Origin of the sequence: Chryseobacterium sp. Tr-659 (genome assembly GCF_011752975.1) — a bacterium.
Lineage (GTDB): Bacteria > Bacteroidota > Bacteroidia > Flavobacteriales > Weeksellaceae > Chryseobacterium.
This window is the reverse complement of the sequence record NZ_VWWP01000002.1, coordinates 380,458-402,090: the sequence shown is the minus strand read 5'-3', so window position 1 is coordinate 402,090 and position 21,633 is coordinate 380,458. Positions and strand designations below refer to the sequence as shown.

Sequence of the window (21,633 nt, the reverse complement as noted above, 5' to 3'; positions counted from 1 at the left end):
AAAAAATTGTTTTTAAATACTTTGTTTAATTTTCTTCAATTAGTGAGCCGCATGATGTTCATGCTCGTGCTCTTCTACCGCCATTCCGATAAATAAAGCTGATAACATTGTAAAGATATAAGCCTGTAGGAATGCTACCAACACTTCAAGCAAGTAAATCACCAACGTTAAGAACGGGAATGCTACTCCTGCGATCCAATTTTTGAAAATGTAGATAGATCCGATCAAAGTCATTACTACAATGTGACCTGCAGTCATGTTAGCGAAAAGTCTGATCATCAAAGCAAAAGGTTTAGTGATTGTTCCTAACAATTCAATTGGCAACATAATAAACTTCATTGGAACCGGAACTCCAGGCATCCAGAAGATGTGCTTCCAGTAATCTTTATTAGCTGAGAATGTTGTAATCAGATAAGTAAGAATAGCCAGGAAGAATGTCATTGTAATATTACCTGTAACGTTAATTCCGAAAGGCATTAATCCTAAAACGTTAAGGAAAAGAATAAAGAAGAATACTGTTAATAAATAACCCATAAATCTTTTATACTTGTGCCCAATGTTTGGGATAGCGATTTCATCTCTTACAAAAATCACCAAAGGCTCAAGAAATCTAGCTGCACCAGTAGGAACCACTGACTTTTTATAAGACTTAGCCATTCCAACAAACAACACAAACATAAAAACTGACACTAAGAAGATAATCAAAACACTTTTCGTAATTGAAAGATCTAAAACTTTTTCTTGTGTTGGGTGATGATTCTTATCTAAAGTAATCGTCCCCTTCTCATCTGTCTTGTAGATCTTCTCATGATGCAATACATAATAAGCTCCATCCACTTCAGTTGGCTCTCCATGCATAAATCCTTCTTTGTTACTCATGAAAGAATGGAATCCGTTGTCATAAAAAATAACCGGAAGAGGGAAACCAATGTGATGACCTTCTTTGTCAACCATCAATGTGAAATCATGAGCATCCAACAAGTGATGATCGATGAACTCTTTGTTTTCTTTAGTTACTTTGTCTTTCTCTGAAAGCTCTTTAGCAGGAGCCTCACCAGTGGTAGCCTCGCCATGCTGTGCAGACACTAAGTTTAATACAAAAATACTGTAAAATAAAACTGCGAATTTCTTAAACATTGATAGGTTTTTTTCGTTGTGCAAAAATATGATAATTTTTCTAGTTTCAATAAATAATTTTACTGTTTTTTATCATGGTTAATCAGCCCGATTGCATAGTATGTAAGCAGGGCTGTCAGGATAAAATATGGGATAATGAAATGAAATTTATAGCCAGGAATCATTTCAAAGTTTAGTTTTTTTCTGATTAAGTACATCAAACCAAATTTCAAAAGAATTAGACCTATGACAGATAATCCTAAAAATTGAGGTGCTACTCTATTGATTAAGATGACAAGAGTAATCATCATCATGAACATAACACTTAGAAAAAGATAAAATTTAATGATCGTAATTTCATCCAGGTGGAAAACAAATTTCCATAAGGAAAAATGCACCAGGAAAGTCAGGAAGAATAAAACGACAACAAGAATATTGGGATTAATTTTCATTCTAAATTTTAATTGATCGCAAAAATAGACTTTTTCTATCGGATTATGATAACATTTGATATTTATCATTTTTTCTTTATATATATAATATTACGTACCGAACACTTTAGATATCCCAAAAAATCCTTATTTTTGCAAACCTATAATTTACAATAAATATGTTTAATAGTTTACAGGATAAATTAGACAAGGCATTACATAATATTTCCGGAAGAGGAAAAATTACTGAAATCAACGTAGCGGAAACCGTAAAGGAGATTCGTAGAGCATTGGTGGATGCCGATGTTAACTATAAAGTTGCAAAAGATCTTACTAAAAGAGTTCAGGATAAAGCTTTAGGACAAAACGTACTTACTTCCCTTACTCCGGGACAGTTGATGACGAAAATTGTTCATGATGAATTGGTAGATCTGATGGGAGGTTCTCAGGAAGGAATCAATCTTTCAGGAAAACCAACTGTAATCCTTATTGCAGGTCTTCAGGGATCCGGTAAGACGACTTTCTCAGGAAAGCTTGCTAATTATTTACAGACAAAAAGAAATAAAAAACCTTTATTGGTAGCTTGTGACGTTTATCGTCCTGCTGCAATTGACCAGCTGAAAGTATTGGGAGGGCAAATTAAAGTTCCTGTTTATACTGAAGAAGGTTCTACTAATCCGTCTACAATTGCTGAAAATGCGATCAATTTTGCCAAATCAAACGGCCATGATGTAGTTATCGTCGATACAGCAGGTCGTTTAGCGATCGATGAGCAGATGATGAACGAGATCAAATCTGTACATTACTTCATCAAACCACAGGAAACACTTTTCGTAGTAGACTCTATGACAGGTCAGGATGCTGTAAACACAGCAAAAGCATTCAACGATGCTTTGAATTTTGACGGGGTTGTTCTAACCAAGTTAGATGGTGATACAAGAGGGGGTGCTGCATTAACGATCCGTTCTGTTGTTGAAAAACCAATCAAATTTATCTCTACAGGAGAAAAGATGGAGGCTTTAGATGTTTTCTACCCGGAAAGGATGGCAGACAGGATTCTAGGGATGGGAGACGTTGTTTCCCTGGTAGAGAGAGCTCAGGAACAGTTTGATGAAGAAGAAGCTAAAAAACTTCATAAGAAAATCGCTAAAAACGAATTTGGTTTTGATGATTTCCTTAAGCAGATCAACCAGATCAAGAAGATGGGTAATATGAAGGACCTAATGGGAATGATCCCGGGAGTTGGAAAAGCCATCAAAGATGTAGAGATCAGTGATGATGCCTTCAAACATATTGAAGCAATCATCTATTCCATGACTCCTGAAGAAAGAAGAAGACCTTCTATTATCAATACTCAGAGAAAGAACAGAATTGCAAAGGGTGCCGGAAGAAAAATTGAAGATGTAAACCAACTGATGAAACAGTTTGATCAGATGGGTAAGATGATGAAGATGATGCAAGGACCTCAAGGAAAGCAAATGATGCAGATGATGAGCAAAATGCCAAATATGCCTGGAATGGGCGGAATGTTTGGAAAATAATAAGACAACATCATTCAATAAAAAACCTCTCAGGAATCCCTGGGAGGTTTTGTTTTTATATAAAGACTCGTTTATTTAAACTTATATCCTAAACCAAGCTGGAAGAAATTCATTTTCAGTTTTTCACCATCCACAGGGTTTTTGATCATATTTGTAAGCCCGAAGCTATAACGTGCATCTACAAACAGACCTTTATAAACATTATAATCTGCCCCGAAGAACAAACCAAAGTCTGTAGATTTTAAAGAATCATCCAGAAATTTTTCAACATATCTCTCCCCTTCTCTGATGCCTGAAGGATCTACCATCATGGCATTAGGACCGCTCATCTCAAATTTAACTTTATTATTGGTTTTAAAGCTTACATATGGACCTGCATAAATCCCTAATTCCGGAGTAGCATAATATCTTGCAGAAACAGGAATTATAATTCTGTTAAGATTCATTTTTTCGGTTACGGTAATACCAGGCATCGAAACTTCTGCTTTTCCTCCAAGATTAGCATATTCTACCTCTCCCTGAATGGCAAACTTATTATTAAATTTATGTTCAACCAAACCTCCGATATAAAACCCTGACTTGGATTTTAATCCACCTTCAATTCCACCGAATTCAATGTCATTTTCATTAGAGTTCAGTTTTGATAATGCATATCCGGCTTTTACTCCGAATGTTGTCTGAGCGTTCAGCCCTGCAAATAATGCCAATGCAGATGCTAATAAGATCTTTTTCATGATTATTATATTTAAATTAGTTTTCAAACTAAAAAAAGCCTTGAGAAGATATCTCAAAGCTCTGATTTTATTTATTATTTTGCAAATACATATTTAACTCCAAAAGTTACAGAAGATAAATTCAAACCAAACTTATAGTCATTGGTTCTCTTAGCTCCCTCAAGGTCTCTTTTGTAGGTATTGTATCCGAACTCACCGATAGTAGCTTCAATAGACCAGTTTTTATTTAAGAAATAATCTAATCCCGGTTTGATATTCACTCCGATATTTGTGTAATTATTCTTCCCGGAAAAAGAATGAGATAATAAAGGATCTCCCCCCTGAACATCATTGTTAATATCCAGCTTTTCCTGACCAAATTCCAACGGAACCTGTAATTGTCCGAAGATGTATAGTTTTTCAGATAAACTCCAGTATTTTCTTACGAATGGAGCCACAACAAATACATTATCTGTTTCTTTTATCTCCAATAAATCGCCAAAGCCAGGGTTGCTTAATTTGTATTTGTTAACAGCACTTTTATACCCTACTCCTAATCCTACGGCGAGGTTAGTACCCACGAAATAACCGGCTGTAGGGATAATTTTTACAACATCTTCCTTTATTCCGGTATTCGTATTCATCCCGTTATTTACTTCGGTTCTTTCTGTATGGCTGTATTCTACCTGTCCTGAAAGATAGGCAGTTCCTTTGGCAATCTGTGCCTGTGACAGACCGAAAAGTGCAATAGCACCTGTTAATAAGATTTTTTTCATGATTATTATATTAAAAAAAGTTTTCAGACTAAAAAAAGCCCCAAGATAATTCTCAGGGCTTTATTGCTATATGCTTTGTTTATTATTTTGCAAATACATATTTAACTCCGAAAGTTACAGAAGATAAGTTCAATCCGAAGTTGTAGTTGTTTGTAGCATCACCATCTTTTGGCTTGAAGTTGTTGTAACCAAATTCACCGATAGTAGCTTCGATAGTCCAGTTTTTGTTTAAGAAATAATCTAAACCTGGCTTCACAGTAACACCAATTTGAGTGTATTTAGCTTCAGTAGAAGTAGAGTTTGTAACTACAGAGTTACCTGTTGTAGCTACAGAGCTGCTTTCAACTTCAGTTTTTCCAAACTGCATTGGCACTGCTAACTGTCCGAAGATGTATAACTTCTCAGATAAAGTCCAATATTTTCTTACGAATGGCTCAACAACAAAAGCAGGAGCTTTAGTTACGCTCTCGTTTACGATAGTTGTGTTACCTAAAGTAGCAGTAGTTGTAGAAGTGTTTTTTTCAGTTTGGTAACCAATACCTAATCCAACTGCTAAGTTTGTGTTAACGAAATATCCAACTGTAGGTAATACGTTGAAGTTTTCTTTTTTAAGGTTTCCGTTGTTAGTTTCTTTTTGAGAATAACCAACAGATCCTGATAAATATGTAGTTCCTTTAGCAATCTGAGCGTTTGATAAACCAAAAAGTGCAACAGCACCCGCTAATAATACTTTTTTCATTTTTTAAAAATTTAATACTTTCTGATGGCAAATTTACAGTGGGGGCCACTAATATTAAAATTTGTTAATGTGATTAATATCATTGTTAAATTTTACCATTTTACAGGAAAAAATTTTATCTAAAAGAACCCTTTGAGTTTTTCACAATATTATGAATAAAAAAATCACTTTTTATCAATAAGAGATGAATATGTTTACCTTTTTAAATTTTAAAATTTCCACTAAAAACCCTGAAATACGCTAAAGCCACCACATCAATTTTGTTAAAATGTTAACATTTAATCTATTAACTCTTAAAAATTAAACAACGGTTTATATTCCAAGGTTGTTTTAATTGTTTTTAGGCCTGTAAAAACATCTTATATCAAAAAAATATTAAAATACAGATATAGATACGATATAAACTCATAAAAAACTCCGGCCTTCGGCCGGAGTTAGAATATACGATTGTTTGTTTCTTATTTTAGGAAGAAGTTATAACCGATGTTAACAGCTCCTACATTCCAGCTGTAGCTGCCCCACCCCGGAAGATGGCGTTTGTTGCTGATAGACTGGTATCCTATGTACAACTCTCCTTTAGACATCTGATATCCGAATTTAGGCTGTGCATAGAAACCTCCATCCACACCGTCTTTTGTAGAAATACCATATCCTAAATCTAATCCTACGAAAATAGGAGCACCGGAAAATCTGTATTTTCCTGAAACGGCTACAGGAACAAATCCAAAATCATCAAAATGATCCTTTCCGAAAAAATGAGAATACCCTGTTGTAACCCCAAGGTCAAGACCTTTAGCGATATTCCACATATAAGCAGCATCTACTCCTAATGTAAACGAAGATACATCACTTGCATCAGATACCGGAACCCCGATATGCCCACCAATTTTAAAACCTTCCTGCGCTTGGGCAGCACCTCCTAACAGTGCGAAAGCACCTAGTAATAATAGTTTTTTCATTTTTTTAGTAGCTTTTGAATTACCCCGCAAAAATACTAATTATTTTCATCATAAAAATAAATCACAAGAATGAAGCCTTTTAAAACAAAGAAAACAGGACAACAATGTCCTGTCTTTTAATTATTTCTGATAAAATTTTACAGAATTAGTTTCCTCCGAATTTGAAACCAACACCTACCTGAACGAAGCTGTTCGTTAGTTTTTCGTTTCCTTCTGCGTGTTTTGCAAGGTTAGAAACTCCAAGGTTGTATCTCGCATCAAAGAACAATCCGTTTTCCAATGCATATTCAGCACCAAGGAAAGGAGCGATATTCAAAGTATTCATCTGGTCTTTAATATCTCTTTCATCATTCGCATCAATTTCGAATCCTGGAATTCCGAATCCGAAATCAGCTGTAAGCTTTTGTTTTGCAGAAAGGATTACCCCAAAGCTTGCCCCTGCAGAAACAGATAAGCCTTCAGTGATGAAATATTTAGCAGACAAAGGGATCATTAATGTATGGTACGTCTGTTTTGCCTTTACATTTAAAAATGTAGTAGGATTATCCGGATCAGCCTCTGCCACGTTTACTTTACCCCCAAGCGGTGAGTATAGAAGTTCACCCTGAATAGCAAATTTATCGCTCAGTTTATATTCAGCAATACCACCAATATAAAATGTATGCAAAGGATCTGATGTTTCAGACTGCCCGTCTCCTTTTAATTTAACTGTAGAGTAAGAGTATCCAGCTTTTGGACCAAATCGAAATTCTTGTGCATTAGCAGAAATCCCCATAACAGCAACCGCTGCAATAAGTAGAAGTTTTTTCATGTTTAATAGTTTTTTTTAATTAAATCGGTGGCAAAAATAGTCTTTTTTTTTTAAAAGGAAAATTTGTGCTGTTTTTTTATGAGGCAGATGTAAGGAAATATAATATTTAAAACATAAACCTAAAAGCTTAATTTATTAAATTTAAAGCCTATTCCAATCTGAAATGAGCTACTTTTCAGCTTATTATAACCTTCTCCATTATTATTTTTTGAAATGTCAGATATTCCAAAAATATAACGGCCGTCTATGAATATTTTTTTACTCAAATGAAATTCTACTCCCAGGAAAGGATTTACTTCAAAGGTTTTTATTTTTTTCTTAATATCCTCAGCCTCTCTCAATAAGTTTGTATACAATTCCAATCCGTCTTTGCCATTGGTTCTGTATTTACTTTCTGCAGCCACAACAAAAGCCAGATTGGCCCCCGCATTAATATTAAAGTTTTCATTGAAATAATATTTAGCCATTAAAGGAATGTTTAGTTTTCCCAGAGAAATAGCATTTACAATATCATAATTACGAGATTCATCTACCTGATAATTCCAGCGATTTCTTCCACCAGCCCTTGCAAAGCCTAACTCTGTCTGTAAAGCAAAATTTTCATTCAATTTATGTTCAAGAAAAATAGCAACATGTGCAGTGATGATGCCTTTAGATGAAAAATCGAAATCAGAATCGGCATAGTCCGTCTGCAAAGTAGAACGTCCAACTCCGGTTCTGATTCCGACTGTATTTTTTTGGGCATTTAAGTTTATTCCTATTAAAGAAATTAATGCAATTGGTAAAAGTTTTTTCATGGTTAAGTTTAAAATTTCTACGAATATATTCCCATTTTTTCTAGGATTGATCGAATGTATCTTAAACTTCACCTAAATGTAAACTTCTGATAACAAAAAATTAATCGTTTCTCAGTCTTTTTTCTTCATCGTTGTAAGCAAGAATAATCTTTCTTACCACCGGGTGTCTTACCACATCTTCTTCTGTAAGATGCACAAATCCAATCTCTTTCACGCCATTTAAAATTCTCATGGCTTCTTTCAATCCGGATTGCTGGTTCTTCGGAAGGTCTATCTGGCTCGGATCTCCTGTAATGATGAATTTGGCATTCATCCCCATTCTGGTAAGAAACATTTTCATCTGGGCGTGGGTAGTATTCTGAGCTTCATCAAGAATCACAAAGGCATCATCAAGTGTACGCCCTCTCATAAAGGCCAAAGGAGCTACTTCAATTACCTTCTTCTCCATAAAGCCTTCCAGCTTCTCATGAGGAATCATATCACGAAGTGCATCGTATAGAGGCTGCAAATACGGATCCAGTTTTTCTTTCAGGTCACCAGGCAGGAATCCAAGACTCTCTCCTGCTTCCACAGCCGGTCTTGTCAGGATGATTCTTTTTACTTCTTTGTCTCTTAAAGCTCTTGCCGCCAAAGCTACACTGGTATATGTTTTACCTGTTCCAGCAGGACCTATGGCAAAAACCATATCCTTTTTCTCCGTTTCCTTTACGAGTTTCTTAAGATTGGTTGTTTTTGCTTTAATAACTTTTCCATTGACACCTTTTACAATAATATCCTGATCGAAAATCAACTGTTTTTCATTTTCATCTTTAATATTCAGAATATTTTCAACGTCTTTAAGGCCAATTGAATTGTTTTTTGAGATAAATTTCACAATATCATCAAGTTTTTGCTTCAGTATATCTAAAGCTTCCTGATTTCCCATGGCAAAGATAAAATGATCTCTTCCTGTAATTTTAATGGTTGGAAAGCTTGATTTTATTAAGTTGAAATATTGGTTATTAACTCCATAGAAGATTTTCGCATCGATATCTTCCAAATCATATGTTAATTCAAACATGCAGTATTTTTATTTTTAGATTTTAAAATTAAAGCTTTTTTTCAAATTTATATCAAATTCTTTTCAACAATCTTTCGGGCTTTCTTTTTATTTTAAATAACTTTGCAATACTACACTATTCTAGAAATTGCTCATGTCAATTATTACCCTTACTTCGGATTTCGGAAATTTAGATTACAGAGTTGCCGCTGTGAAAGGCAAAATTCTGTCTCTAAACCCTGAGGTTAATATTATTGATATAACCCACGACATCCAGGCATTCAACCTTATACAGACTTCGTATATTGTAAGAAATGCTTATAAATATTTTCCGAAAGGAAGCATTCATATCCTTTCGGTAGACAGTTTTTACAACAAATCAAGAAAAAATATTCTTTACAAAGCAGACGGATCTTATTTTATTGCCGCAGACAACGGTCTCTTAAGCCTTATATTTTTCGATATTAAGCCTGAAACGATGTATGAACTGACACTGAACAATCGTTTTGATGATGTTATCAACTTTACATCAACCGACATTTTTGTTCCTGCTGCAGTACATCTTGCCAATGGCGGGCTCCCTGAAGTTATAGGCAGAAAGATTCATACTTCGAAGCAGCTGATGTTCCCAAGACCGGTTTATAATGAATCTGAAGGAATGATCATTGGTGAAGTTACTTACATTGATAATTTCGGAAATATAATCTCAAATATCAATAAAGATTTTTTCGAAAATATCAGCAAAGGATATGACAGTTTTACGATAAAATTCAGAAATCTTACGCTTTCCAGAATATTTTCCGGCCATACGGAGGTTGTTTCAGATTGGAAAAGGGAGACGGAATTTCACGGGCAGTCCGCGGCAATCTTCAATGACAGCCAGTTGTTGGAGCTAACGATCTATAAAGGAAGTAAGAAAAACGGAGCTAAAAGCCTGTTTGGATTGAATGTAGGTGAAAATATCTATATTGAATTCAGCTAAGATTATATATTTCATAAAAAAACCGATTTTTTTTATATATTTGTCAAAATCTAAAAATCAAAAATGGCAGAATACAAATTATTGCTTCCTTCCATGGGAGAAGGTGTTATGGAAGCGACAATTATCACTTGGTTATTCAATGAAGGTGATAACGTAAAGGAGGATGACTCCGTAGTAGAAATTGCAACAGATAAAGTAGATTCAGATGTACCGACACCAGTTTCGGGGAAAATCATAAAGATTTTAAAGCAAAAAGATGAAGTTGCAAAAGTAGGTGAGGCCATTGCTATTTTAGAAATTGAAGGAGAAGGTACCGCTTCAGAAGAAGTAAAAACTGAAACTCCGGCAGCGGCTCCGGATGCGGACACCTTAAAAACTATTGAAGAGCCATTAAAAACAGTAGCTGCTTCCAACGTAGAATTCTCAGGAGATCTTTATCTTTCTCCATTGGTAAAATCCATTGCACAACAGGAAAACATTTCTGAAACTGAACTAAAAACCATCAAAGGAAGTGGTTTAGAAGGAAGAATTACAAAAGAAGATATACTCGCTTATGTTGCTAACAGAGGAAGCCAGCCGGCTCAGCAAACAGCTCCGGTACAAGCAGCTTCTACTCCACAGCCAGCAGTAACTGCTCCGGCAGCTACCGTTCCGGTAAGTGCAGGTGATGAGATCATTCCTATGGACAGAATGAGAAAAATCATTGCAGAAAACATGGTAAAAGCAAAACAAATTGCTCCACACGTTACTTCTTTCATTGAAACAGACGTTACCAACGTTGTAAAATGGAGAAATAAAAACAAAGCTATTTTCGAAAAACGTGAAGGTGAGAAATTAACGTTTATGCCGATTTTCGTGAAAGCTGTTGTAAAAGCAATCCAGGATTTCCCGATGATCAATGTTTCTGTAAATGGTGAAAATATCATCAAGAAGAAAAATATCAACATCGGTATGGCTACTGCCCTTCCGGATGGAAACCTTATTGTTCCTGTAATTAAAAATGCAGATCAGTTATCACTTTCCGGTCTTGCAAAAGCAATCAATGACTTAGCATATAGAGCAAGAAACAAGAAATTAAGACCTGAAGATACTCAGGGTGCAACATATACCATCTCTAACGTAGGAAGCTTCGGAAACCTTATGGGAACTCCAATCATTCCTCAGCCTCAGGTAGCTATTTTAGCCATTGGAGCTATCGTTAAAAAGCCTGCAGTTCTTGAAACTAAAGATGGAGATGTAATTGCTATCAGAAACCTGATGTTCATGTCTCATTCTTATGATCACAGGGTAGTAGACGGTTCTTTAGGAGGAATGATGCTGAAGCATGTTCATGACTACCTTGAAAACTGGGATCTGAACACGGAAATCTAAATAATTTCCTCTGAATTTAATTTAAAAAGAAGTAAACCAATAACCAACACAAAAATGAAAAACGCTACCTTAATTGCAATAATCTCACTAAGTCTGATTATTCTTATTGATCTTATTCAGTTTGTTGGAAGTTTTTTTGAACTCTACACTATAGAGATGTACCGAGTTTTTGGAGTTTTAAACCTTATCGGTTTTATTGGTATTCTGCAGTTTTTTGTTAAATTGTATAATAAGCAGAAGGAATGAATCCTGAGTTAAGAGAACTGTTTGAAATAAAACAGGACGATGAAAACAACAATAAGCCTGTCCGTCAAAACGTAGGAACTCATATTGGAATACGTCTTGCGGTGATTATTTTAGGAACTATTGGTTTTTTCATTGGCATGATCCAGGCAAAAGGATGGGGAGCGCTGGGCATTGCATTTTTTATGATGATTTTTCATGCCTTATGGCTTCTTTTCATCATCATTGAGACTGCAGTTCTTCAAAGCAACGGAAAATTCAAACTCAGAAATGTTAATTTGATTTTCATAGCAATTCTTTTATTCATATATGCTCTGGGAGCTCTTATATTTTTAGGAAATTAAAATACAGAAATCTCACTCGGTGCCGGGTGAGATTTTCTTTTTCCGGGCTTTTCTTATTGTAACATAAAATATTAAATCGTAATTTCATTCAACAAAAAAACAATTGTAGAGATGGAATTGGATTTCAGAAAATTAATCGTTACCAAATTATTTGATTTTTCTAAAGATGAAGAAAAATTAATTATTGAAATGTTTGATCAGCTTTCAGAGATTTATAGTATTTCAGTTACTGATATCAAAAATTCTCCTTACGATCAATTCAATTCCGGTGATCCGGACCTTTTAAAAACTCCAAAAATCTGTTATTACATCACCAATGAAGACAAAACTAATACGTTTTATCTTTTCATTATGAATACAATCGGCATTTCAGGTAAAGGAGCCCGTACTACCGATAAATATGATTCATTGGAAATTTGGGGGTTAAAAAAGCTTAATGAAGATTTTGGGTTTATATCCGTCAACAGGAAAAAGCTAGCTGATAAAATTGCAGGAATTTTCAGTCAATTTAACGTTAATTTTAAGGAAAATAGAGATTTTAAAGACTTCTATGTTCTGGGAAGTGATTCTTTCAAGACCATGGCATTTTTAACTCCGCAAAGAAAAGAGATTATAAAGTCTTTTCCTGATGAAGATTTTAAGCTGGAAGTTAAAAGCGATATTTTAGGATTTGGATTACCTAAAACGCTCAACGTAAATAATGCTTTAATCATCTCAAAATTTTTAAACGACATCTAGTTTTCAAATTTTTCCCGTAATTTCATCCCTCAAAACTAACAAATGCTGAAATTCCTTATCCTTATTCGGAAATCTATTAAAAATTCTTTTGACAATATCAGAAATGAACAGTTGAAAAACAATCTGCTTCAGGCTATTCCTTTCTGGATAGGATCAGTGATTACAGGTTTTTTTGCAGTTCTTTATGCCCAGGTATTTGCCTGGGGGGAAAATCTGATGAACTTTATTTTTGACTGGCATGCATGGATGATCTTTATTATTGCTCCTATCGGATTTGTACTTTCCTGGTGGCTGGTAAAAGAGTTTGCTCCCAATGCTAAAGGAAGCGGTATTCCGCAGGTGATGGCAGCTGTAGAACTGGCCAACCCTAAAGAACATACAAAGATCAGAAGTCTTTTAAGCCTTAAAATTATTATCTTTAAAATACTATCTTCTGTGGTTTTGGTGATCAGCGGCGGAGCTGTAGGACGAGAAGGACCTACAATCCAGATTGCGGGTTCAGTTTTCAGAAAAGTTAATGAATATCTTCCCCACTGGTGGCCCAAGATCTCCAAGAAAAACATGATTATGACAGGTGCAGCAGCCGGTCTTGCTGCAGCTTTCAATACACCTTTGGGCGGAATTGTATTTGCCGTGGAAGAGCTTTCCAAAACGCATATCAATTACTTTAAAACAGCCTTGTTTACGGCAGTTATCATTGCCGGTCTTACAGCTCAAACACTAGCCGGATCTTATTTATATTTAGGATATCCTAAAACCAGTGATGTTTCGTTAATGGTAATGTTTCCGATTGTTCTTGTTGCAGCTGCCGCAGGTATTCTTGCCAGCCAGCTTTCAGTAATTATGCTCAGAATAAACGGATGGAAAAAGAAAAAACTGAAAACCGACAAAGCTAATGTAGTCTTTCTGGTGATTTGTGCATTGATTATTGCTTCAATTGCTTATTTCATCAACAGAGAAATCCTGGGTTCCGGAAAGGAAATTATGGAACGAGTTCTTTTTACTAAAGATAAGCATGAAGACTGGTATGTTCCTATTCTAAGGATGCTTGGCCCTGCCCTTTCTTTTACTTCCGGAGGTGCAGGTGGAATTTTTGCGCCGGCTCTTACCGCCGGGGCCAGCATTGGTTCTGTTATTGCAGGTGCTATTCATTTAACATCCAATGAAACGAATGTTGTTGTTCTTGCCGGAATGGTAGCTTTTCTTACAGGGATCACCAGAGCTCCGTTTACTTCAGCCATTATTGTTCTAGAAATGACGGACAGGCACTCATTGATCTTCCATCTTATGCTTGCGGGAATGGTCTCATCTATTGCCTCTATTCTGGTTAGTCGACACTCTTTATATGATGTACTGAAAGTGAATTTTCTGAAAGAAATCAGGGAAAAAGACAATTAACTGTCTATTCGGTCTGATCTTTTTTCAGCATGATTTTTAAGTCTTTCATCGCCTCCAAAAGGCCTTCTGCTGCTTCATAATCCGTCATCCTAATAACCAGTTTGCTTAACTCCCTTTTTGATTTCCTTGTCTTAAAGGTTATAATATTTAAATAACAGATATTATCCTTTCTTTTGGAAATATTATGGAACGCTACTACTTTGCTCAGATCCCATAAGTCTCCTTCATGAACGATGCGTCCTTTCGCGTTTACTGAGTTGATTTTAATATCATCTCCTTCAAAATCAGCACGCAGTGATAAATCATTTCTATCACGATCTATTCCAAATTCATTGATTTTGGAAAGAATAAAACTCTTTGCTTCATCTGCTGTTTTATACTTACCCAAGATATCCGTTTTTCCGTTGCCGTATGTAATCTGATATACTTCGGACTTATCTAAAGAATGAATTGGACCCTCTAAATTATCCAATTCCTTATAGGTAATATTTGAAGCTCCGATTTCAATAAGCTTTACATCAAAAGAAGCTCCGTTCTTTTTGAAAATCTTATCCTGAGAGTACCCGAAAATACCCGCTAACAATAATGATAGAACATAAATTTTATTCGTAGTCATGATATCATAGTTTTTCAGCTGCAAAAGTACAAAAACAAATTCTAAGCTTCTCCGTTAACCGGGATCATCTTATACGTCCTGCCAACATTTAATTATTCCATCAATACTCTTGCATATTACAAATATATTTTCTACTTTTGCACCTCGAAATAATTAACAAATTCATTTAACATTATGAACAATTACGAAACTGTTTTCATTTTAACTCCCGTTCTATCTGAGTCACAGGTAGAGGAAGCAGTGAACAAGTATGTAGATCTTATCAAAGAAAAGAACTGCGAAATCGTTGCTAAAGAAAACTGGGGATTGAAAAAATTAGCTTACCCTATCCAATTGAAAAAGAACGGGTTCTATACTCTAATCGAATTCAAAGGGGAAGGTACTGTAGTAGCTGATTTAGAATTAGCATTTAAGCGTGACGAGAGAGTAATCCGTTACCTTACTACAAAACTTGACAAGCATGCTGTTGAGTACGCTGTAACTAGAAGAGCTAAAGTAAAAGCGGCTAAAGCTTAATTATTAACCCTATTTTTTAAAAAAGACAAGACATGGCAATAGATGAAATGGCTAAACAAGCCTCAGCAGGAGGAGAATCAGAAGTAAAATTCCTTACTCCACTTGATATCAATACAAAATCTGAAAAGAAATATTGTAGATTCAAAAAATACGGAATTAAGCACGTTGATTACAAAGATGCTGATTTCTTATTACAATTCGTTAACGAGCAAGGTAAAATTTTACCAAGAAGATACACTGGAACTTCTTTAAAATATCAAAGAAAAGTTTCTGCTGCTATCAAAAGAGCAAGACACCTTGCTTTACTACCATACGTAGCTGACTTATTGAAATAAGACAAAAAATAAATAAAAGAAGAGAGCAATCTCTTCTTTTGTTGCTGAATAAATAATTAATTCTAACTTGATTTTAGACTACTCTAAAATCTAAAAAAGGACAACAACAATGGAAATTATCCTAAAAAAAGACGTAGAAAACTTAGGACTTGAGTTTGATACAGTAAACGTAAAGCCAGGTTATGCTAGAAACTTCTTAATTCCTCAAGGGATTGCTCTTTTAGCTACACCTAAAAACAAAGCTGCTTTAGAAGCTACATTAGAGGCTAGAAAAGAAGAAGAAGCTAAATTAATCGCTGCTGCTAACGCTGTAGTTGAGCAATTGAAGAAAACTTCTATCACTATTCCTGCAAAAGTAGGTGCTGGTGATAAATTATTCGGATCTATCAACAATGCTGATCTTTCTGCTGCTTTAGAGAAAGCTGGTGTTTCTGTAGAGAAAAAATACATCAAAATTCCTGGTAACACGATCAAGAGAACTGGTAAATTCGCAGCTCTTATCAGACTTCACAGAAATGTTGAGTACAACTATGAATTCGACATCGTTTCTGACGCTCCAGTTGAAGCTGCTCCTGCTCCTAAAAAGGAAGAGGCTAAATCTGAAGAAGCTTAATAAGCGACTGAGAATTTCTCACCATACAAAACCACTTCATGTATTTGAGGTGGTTTTCTTTTATCAACTACCTCCGCTTTATGCACCACAACACTCCCACTCTCAACCCCTCAAACTATTTGTCACCTCTCAGCTTCTGTTGATATTCCGTAGGCGCAATGCCAATTACCTTTTTAAAAATATTACTAAAGGAAGACAAGCTGTTATACCCTACCATCATGGCAATTTCATACATATTATATTTTCCCTCCAACATCAGCTCAAGGGAACGTGTGATTCTCAAAGCGCGTAGAAAACGGACGTAATTCATACCTAAAATCTCTTTAAACTTCCTTGAAAGAGTTCTTGTACTCATCCCGAATTCTTTTGCAGTAGAATCAATCGTCAGAGGCTTTTCCAGATTAGCATGAATGTATCTTGCTATCTTCAATAAGGTTTCATCTTTTGGGAAGGGATGCTGAACAGGAAAAGCAAGTTTTTTATCTCTTTTCTCCGGTAAAACACCTTTTAAAGCTTTGAGAAAATAATATTTAGAACCGTCATTTTTTGTGATTTTCCCATCCCAGTCTTTTGTATACATAATCATCTCTCTAAGCAAATTATTGACTGAATAGATGTTAATTTCATCAAAAAAGCCACTTTCATCTTCTTCCTTTTTAAAATAAAAATTATATAAATCAACTTTCGGGCTCGTAGAAAAAATATAATGAGGGGTTCCTGCAGGAATCCACATAAAACATCTTGCCGGAAGATACCAGTGCTTCAGATCTGTAAAAACATGTACAATACCACCTTCTGCATAGACTAATTGAGCAGAACTGTGATGATGGATTTCAGTGGTTATATTTCCTGTAAGAACGTGATAAATATAAAATTCAGCGTCATCATCTTCTACGTCTTTAAAATGGCTGTTATTCATGAAATAAAGATAAGGAGAATTTTTAAATTGGCGTAAATGAGCAAATCTTTTTCTTGTTTCACAAATCGGGTCTGATAGTCATCGTCGTAACTTTGCTGAATCAAAATCATTTTAGCAAAAATCCTTTAATTAATTTATGAATATGATATTTAACGCATGCCGATATCAGTGCATGGCGTTGTGCTTTTTATTGAGCAGTTTTTTACACTCACAGATGATCGATTACGGGCACCTTGCCTTACAACAGGCTATAGAGCTTGGTCTAAAAAACAACAAAAACATCCAGATAAGTCATTTGAAAAAAGAAATGTCCATCACAAAAGAGAAAGATCTTAAGATGGAAAAACTTCCGGACATTGAGTTTCATACGAGTTATATGCAGGTGACGAATCTTTATCAACACCAGGATGGTATTTTCAATAAAGCCACCACGTACAATGCCATTAACGGAATGTATGATTTCACACTCTCTGCATCAATTCCGGTTTATATGGGTGGAAAAATTAAAAATACAGAAAAAAAAGCGGCTATTGATACCGAAATTTCGGCTTTAAAAACCCACATGGATGAGAGACAGCTTACAATGCAGATCATTACAGCTTTTCTACAGATTCATCATTTAAAAGAGCAGCAGAGTCTCATCAGCGATAAAATGAAGGAGGATTCTGTAAATATCAAACAGGTAAAATCTCTGAAAGCAAACGGTGTGGTAACGGTTAATGAAGTCCTGAGAACTTCGTTACAGCTTTCCAATCATAAAATGAGCTGGACAGAGCTGGACAATGATATCCAGATTGCAGAGCACCAATTGAAAACGATACTCTCACTTCCTGAAAACCAGGAAATGCATGTAAATACAGATGATCTGATCTCTGAGGATGCGTCAATTCCTTATATTGATGAGCTTACGGAAACCGCTTTAAATAAAAACGAATCTGTTGGGATCACCCACAAAAACCTTTCCCTGAAAGAACTGGATCAGAAAATCACGAGAGCAAATTATTTGCCCAAAATTACCGCTGGTGGAGAATATTTCTTAAAATATCCGAACATGATGTTCTTTCCTCCGGAACCCTATGCCTACCGTCTTGGAATGATAGGAATGAATCTGACGTATCCTATCGAAAACCTGTATAAAAATAAATACAAAATGCAGGAAGCAAAGGAAAGCATTGATCTTGCCAAACTCCAGATTGAGGAAAATGAAGAAAAAATCAGACACAATGTATATGAAGCCTATAAAAAATTTGAAGAAACTGATCAAAAAGTGAAAATTGCTGAAGAAGCAATTAATCAGGCTAAGGAAAACTATCGTATTGTAAGAACGAAATACGCCAATAAATTAAGTTTGATCACTGAACTTATTGATGCAGACAATACTTATCTGGAAGCTGAATCTAACCTTATTTCCGTAAAAATCAACAGACAACTAAAATATTATCAACTCCAATATACGATTGGAAACTTATAAAAACTATGGCACAGAAACAACTAACACGAAAGGAAAAAAGAATCAACAAAAGTATTACGGTACTGGCATGGATCCTTATCATCAGCGGAATCACCGGGATGGTAAGCTTTTACCTTTTTTCAAGAAAGAATGTTACTACCAACGATGCGCAGATTGAACAATATATTACACCGGTATCCAGCAAGGTTTCCGGGTTTATCAAAACGATAAAATTCAATGAAAACCAGTTTGTACATAAAGGAGATACATTAATCATTATTGATAGCCGAGAATTTGTTAATCAGGTTCAGATGGCCGAAGCTAACCTTCATGCCAATACAGCTACGATTACTACAATTGAGAGTGGCGTAAATACTAAAGAAAGCGATACAAAGATTATTGACGCTAAGATTGCTTCTGCAAAAATTGATATCTGGAGAACTGAACAGGATTATAAGAGGTATAAAAACTTATTGGCGGAAGATGCAGCCACAGAGCAGGATTTTGAAAATGTAAAGGCTTCTTATGAGCAGTCCAAAGCCAATCTTTTGGCTCTGGAACAACAGAAAAATGCAGTAAGAGCCGGAGCCAATGAGCAGCAAACTAAAGTTGCACCGGTTAAAAGCCAGATCCAGCAGAGTTCTGCCAGTCTGAATAATGCTAAATTATTCCTTTCTTATACCGTGATAACGGCACCTTATGATGGCTGGGTTGGTAAAAAAACTATTCAGGAAGGGCAATTAATCAAGGAAGGACAGGCTCTGGTACAAATAGTAAGCAAAGAAAAATGGATCATCGCCAATTATAAAGAAACACAGCTTGGCCAGATTGATCAGAAACAGGAAGTAATCATCACGGCTGATGCTTATCCGGGCATTGAATTCAAAGGAAAGATACTTTCCGTTTCGCCAGCATCAGGATCTCAGTTTTCATTAGTAAAGCCAGATAATGCTACCGGGAATTTTGTGAAAATTGAACAGAGGTTTCCGGTAAAAATTATTCTTGATAACAATAAAGACAGCGAAAAACTGCTTTCCGGAATGAATGTTCTGGTGAGTGCGAAGAAGATATGAGTTTGCATGTGGGAGGGAATTTGAGTTTTAGAGTACAAAAGTACCTCCAATCAACATATTTCAGACGTTACCGTTAAATTATTTTTTCTGCGAAAAGGCAAAACCGCAAAATAGCGAATCTGCAAATTTTTTCTTAAAGCATATTTGCCATTTTATCTTTTTACTCTTTTTTTACTCTTTGCTCTTTTGTCTTTTCGCAATTTTTAAATTTTGCTAAATCGCTCAATAACAGAAAAGCAAAATTGCAGACAACCTTTGTTAGATTGACTGGTGATTTTACCCTTTTTCTTTTTTTTGCCTTTTGCTTCCTAAAAAATTATGCAACACAATACAGTTTATCATAAATGGGTACCACAATGGCTGAAACTGCCGCTTCTTGTACTGGCACTGTTTCCCCACTTGATGTTATTGTCGCTTTTACACTCAAACAGCGCCTTCACATCTTCTTTTATGGATGTAGATTCAGATGACATCCAATACTTAATGATTTTGATGTACGGGACATTTGTGGTTACCCTTTTAGTTTTACAACGGTTTATGGCTTATTTCAGTGTAAAATATTATGTTCTGCTGATGTCTTCCGTTTCCGTGATCATTCTTTACGTGCTATCCGTCACTAATGATTATCATGTAATTCTCGTGATACGATTCCTGGAAGGAATTTTCGGATTGCTGGAAGGAGCTATTTTCCTTCCACTGATCGTAGCAGAATTAAAAACAAAGCACGCCAAAGTGTTCTCCTATCTCCTCATGTATGCTATTATGCTTACCGGAGGAACAATAACAACTTCCCTGCTAAAATCAAGCATTGAAGATTACGATTTTCAGCATATGATTTTAATGATGGTATATTTCCATGTATTTGTACTGATCATTGGGATTGCTATTTTCAATAAAAACAGATTCTTTCCTAAAAAACCACTTTATCAACTTGATATTACCAGCTGGTTTCTGCTTTGGGTATGTTTACAGGCCGGTGGTTACGCCATTATTTACGGGAAAAGACTCATGTGGTTTGAATCTGACATAATCATCATGTGTTTATTTATATTCCTTCTTTCCGGAGGATTATTCATGTTAAAACAAAGAAATTCTAAAAGGCCATTATTTCATTTCGAAGTTTTCAGTTCTAAAAATGTAATTGCCGGAATGATCCTGTTCTTTATTTTCTACCTGATCCGTTCGGGATTGAATAATGTATACAGCATCATGGCGACTGTATGGAAATGGCCGTGGGATTATATTGTCAATATTCAGTATTGGAATGTTGCAGGAACGCTTTTGGGAGTTTTCCTTTCCGGAATCTGCCTTGTTCGTGGTATTTCATCCAGAATTGTTTTCTTTACCGGATTCCTCCTGCTCGCCGTAGATTGTGCATGGTTTACCTATACTTTTTATCCGGACACCACCCTTTCAACGATCTGTCCTCCTCTATTTCTTCAGGGTGTTGCGCAAGGGTTATTATTTACCCCCCTTGTCTTTTTCCTAATTTCAGGAATGCCGGAAGAGTACGTTGCCAATGCCACTGCTTTAGGCACTACTACCCGTTTCTGGACCACTGCCATCGGGTATGCTCTTATGCAGAACCTGATGTTATTTTTAACCTTAAAACATTCAGATACGCTTAGCTTTAACCTGACCGATACCAATCCTGTTTTTTATAGCCAATGGAATCAGGTTTTCGGAGCAAATATTTCGAAACTTCCAGTTAATGAATCTCTTTCAATGACCGCAGCAGCTTTCAAAGCTAAAATAACAGCCCAGTCGATTTTACTTTCGAATATGGAAATTTTCACGGGATTATTCTGGCTGGCATTCATTACGGCTCTGTGTTTGCTGCTTTATCATCCGGTAAAGATTGTGGTACGGAATATTATGTAGAGAAAGGAAGAAGGAAGGAAAGAAGATGGGAGATTGGAGTTTTTGAAGCACAAATAGTAATTAAAGTTCAGCTTGATTACTATTTAATCTGTTTTTAAATTCAAGATAATAACTTTCTGAAAAGGATTACCTTTATTCAAATCACTAAGAGAAACTTCCTTCTTCCAGCATCCATCTTCCAGCATTAACCACTTTGGCCAATTTCTTGTTGCTTTTTTAAATCAGTACCCCT

23 protein-coding genes are annotated in these 21,633 nt (G+C 35.6%); 12 read left to right on the top strand and 11 right to left on the bottom strand.

Annotated features, from left to right (window positions below; translation table 11 throughout):
• Positions 1 to 39: 39 nt before the first annotated feature.
• Together atpB and F3J23_RS06030 are read right to left on the bottom strand one after the other, a co-directional pair.
• Positions 40 to 1,137 carry a F0F1 ATP synthase subunit A gene (gene atpB / locus F3J23_RS06035; RefSeq protein ID WP_167025637.1) on the bottom strand — a complete coding sequence of 366 codons (1,098 nt, stop codon included), beginning with the start codon at positions 1,135 to 1,137 and terminating at the stop codon, positions 40 to 42.
• A gap of 59 nt (positions 1,138 to 1,196) precedes the next feature.
• Positions 1,197 to 1,568: a hypothetical protein gene (locus F3J23_RS06030; protein WP_167025634.1), complete on the bottom strand. Its 372-nt coding sequence runs from the start codon at positions 1,566 to 1,568 to the stop codon at positions 1,197 to 1,199.
• 158 nt (positions 1,569 to 1,726) lie between these two features.
• Between F3J23_RS06030 and ffh the strand changes: the two genes are divergently transcribed.
• Positions 1,727 to 3,088, top strand: coding sequence for a signal recognition particle protein (ffh, locus tag F3J23_RS06025; protein ID WP_167025630.1), 1,362 nt, complete (start codon positions 1,727 to 1,729; stop codon positions 3,086 to 3,088).
• 71 nt (positions 3,089 to 3,159) lie between these two features.
• Here the strand turns inward: ffh and F3J23_RS06020 are convergent, their stop codons facing one another.
• The 7 genes from F3J23_RS06020 to F3J23_RS05990 form a co-directional block, all read right to left on the bottom strand.
• Positions 3,160 to 3,822, bottom strand: coding sequence for a porin family protein (locus F3J23_RS06020; RefSeq protein ID WP_167025627.1), 663 nt, complete (start codon positions 3,820 to 3,822; stop codon positions 3,160 to 3,162).
• A 74-nt stretch (positions 3,823 to 3,896) separates the two neighbouring features.
• Entirely contained in the window at positions 3,897 to 4,577 is a 681-nt protein-coding gene (locus F3J23_RS06015) for an outer membrane beta-barrel protein (RefSeq protein ID WP_167025624.1), read from the bottom strand.
• Positions 4,578 to 4,659: 82 nt separating this feature from the next.
• Entirely contained in the window at positions 4,660 to 5,316 is a 657-nt protein-coding gene (locus F3J23_RS06010) for an outer membrane beta-barrel protein (protein ID WP_167025621.1), read from the bottom strand.
• Positions 5,317 to 5,774: 458 nt separating this feature from the next.
• Positions 5,775 to 6,275 (bottom strand): hypothetical protein, encoded by a 501-nt coding sequence (locus F3J23_RS06005; RefSeq protein WP_167025618.1) that lies wholly within the window; start codon positions 6,273 to 6,275, stop codon positions 5,775 to 5,777.
• Positions 6,276 to 6,420: 145 nt separating this feature from the next.
• Positions 6,421 to 7,086, bottom strand: coding sequence for a porin family protein (locus F3J23_RS06000; RefSeq protein ID WP_167025615.1), 666 nt, complete (start codon positions 7,084 to 7,086; stop codon positions 6,421 to 6,423).
• Between the two features lie 119 nt (positions 7,087 to 7,205).
• Entirely contained in the window at positions 7,206 to 7,883 is a 678-nt protein-coding gene (locus F3J23_RS05995) for a porin family protein (RefSeq protein ID WP_167025612.1), read from the bottom strand.
• A 100-nt stretch (positions 7,884 to 7,983) separates the two neighbouring features.
• Positions 7,984 to 8,943, bottom strand: a complete 960-nt coding sequence (locus F3J23_RS05990) for a PhoH family protein (protein WP_167025608.1) — start codon at positions 8,941 to 8,943, stop codon at positions 7,984 to 7,986.
• 133 nt (positions 8,944 to 9,076) lie between these two features.
• Here F3J23_RS05990 and F3J23_RS05985 point away from each other — a divergent pair, with 133 nt between their 5' ends.
• From F3J23_RS05985 to F3J23_RS05965, 5 genes are all read left to right on the top strand, one after another.
• Positions 9,077 to 9,904 carry an S-adenosyl-l-methionine hydroxide adenosyltransferase family protein gene (locus F3J23_RS05985; protein WP_167025605.1) on the top strand — a complete coding sequence of 276 codons (828 nt, stop codon included), beginning with the start codon at positions 9,077 to 9,079 and terminating at the stop codon, positions 9,902 to 9,904.
• Positions 9,905 to 9,967: 63 nt separating this feature from the next.
• Complete coding sequence (locus F3J23_RS05980; protein ID WP_167025602.1) at positions 9,968 to 11,275, top strand: dihydrolipoamide acetyltransferase family protein; 1,308 nt, start codon at positions 9,968 to 9,970, stop codon at positions 11,273 to 11,275.
• Between the two features lie 242 nt (positions 11,276 to 11,517).
• Positions 11,518 to 11,862, top strand: a complete 345-nt coding sequence (locus F3J23_RS05975) for a hypothetical protein (protein ID WP_167025599.1) — start codon at positions 11,518 to 11,520, stop codon at positions 11,860 to 11,862.
• 111 nt (positions 11,863 to 11,973) lie between these two features.
• Complete coding sequence (locus F3J23_RS05970; protein WP_167025596.1) at positions 11,974 to 12,600, top strand: hypothetical protein; 627 nt, start codon at positions 11,974 to 11,976, stop codon at positions 12,598 to 12,600.
• A 42-nt stretch (positions 12,601 to 12,642) separates the two neighbouring features.
• On the top strand, positions 12,643 to 13,998 hold the full coding sequence (locus F3J23_RS05965) for a chloride channel protein (RefSeq protein ID WP_167025593.1): 1,356 nt from the start codon (positions 12,643 to 12,645) through the stop codon (positions 13,996 to 13,998).
• A 4-nt stretch (positions 13,999 to 14,002) separates the two neighbouring features.
• Here F3J23_RS05965 and F3J23_RS05960 read toward each other — a convergent pair whose 3' ends face one another.
• Entirely contained in the window at positions 14,003 to 14,614 is a 612-nt protein-coding gene (locus F3J23_RS05960; protein WP_167025590.1) for a hypothetical protein, read from the bottom strand.
• A 174-nt stretch (positions 14,615 to 14,788) separates the two neighbouring features.
• On the opposite strand from F3J23_RS05960, the gene rpsF reads away from it, so the two are divergent.
• The 3 genes from rpsF to rplI all read left to right on the top strand — a co-directional run bounded on the left by rpsF (position 14,789) and on the right by rplI (position 16,078).
• Positions 14,789 to 15,130 carry a 30S ribosomal protein S6 gene (rpsF, locus tag F3J23_RS05955; protein ID WP_123274091.1) on the top strand — a complete coding sequence of 114 codons (342 nt, stop codon included), beginning with the start codon at positions 14,789 to 14,791 and terminating at the stop codon, positions 15,128 to 15,130.
• A gap of 32 nt (positions 15,131 to 15,162) precedes the next feature.
• Complete coding sequence (gene rpsR / locus F3J23_RS05950) at positions 15,163 to 15,465, top strand: 30S ribosomal protein S18 (protein ID WP_002979091.1); 303 nt, start codon at positions 15,163 to 15,165, stop codon at positions 15,463 to 15,465.
• A gap of 109 nt (positions 15,466 to 15,574) precedes the next feature.
• Positions 15,575 to 16,078: a 50S ribosomal protein L9 gene (gene rplI / locus F3J23_RS05945; RefSeq protein ID WP_167025587.1), complete on the top strand. Its 504-nt coding sequence runs from the start codon at positions 15,575 to 15,577 to the stop codon at positions 16,076 to 16,078.
• A 115-nt stretch (positions 16,079 to 16,193) separates the two neighbouring features.
• Here rplI and F3J23_RS05940 read toward each other — a convergent pair whose 3' ends face one another.
• The gene (locus F3J23_RS05940; RefSeq protein WP_167025584.1) at positions 16,194 to 16,997 is read right to left on the bottom strand and encodes a helix-turn-helix domain-containing protein; all 804 of its coding nucleotides are present in this window, start codon (positions 16,995 to 16,997) and stop codon (positions 16,194 to 16,196) included.
• 136 nt (positions 16,998 to 17,133) lie between these two features.
• Here F3J23_RS05940 and F3J23_RS05935 point away from each other — a divergent pair, with 136 nt between their 5' ends.
• The 3 genes from F3J23_RS05935 to F3J23_RS05925 all read left to right on the top strand — a co-directional run bounded on the left by F3J23_RS05935 (position 17,134) and on the right by F3J23_RS05925 (position 21,401).
• A complete protein-coding gene (locus tag F3J23_RS05935; protein ID WP_228455274.1) occupies positions 17,134 to 18,468 on the top strand; it encodes a TolC family protein in 1,335 nt (444 codons plus the stop codon).
• 5 nt (positions 18,469 to 18,473) lie between these two features.
• Positions 18,474 to 19,520: an HlyD family secretion protein gene (locus F3J23_RS05930; protein WP_167025581.1), complete on the top strand. Its 1,047-nt coding sequence runs from the start codon at positions 18,474 to 18,476 to the stop codon at positions 19,518 to 19,520.
• A gap of 318 nt (positions 19,521 to 19,838) precedes the next feature.
• Complete coding sequence (locus F3J23_RS05925; protein ID WP_167025578.1) at positions 19,839 to 21,401, top strand: hypothetical protein; 1,563 nt, start codon at positions 19,839 to 19,841, stop codon at positions 21,399 to 21,401.
• Positions 21,402 to 21,633: the final 232 nt, after the last annotated feature.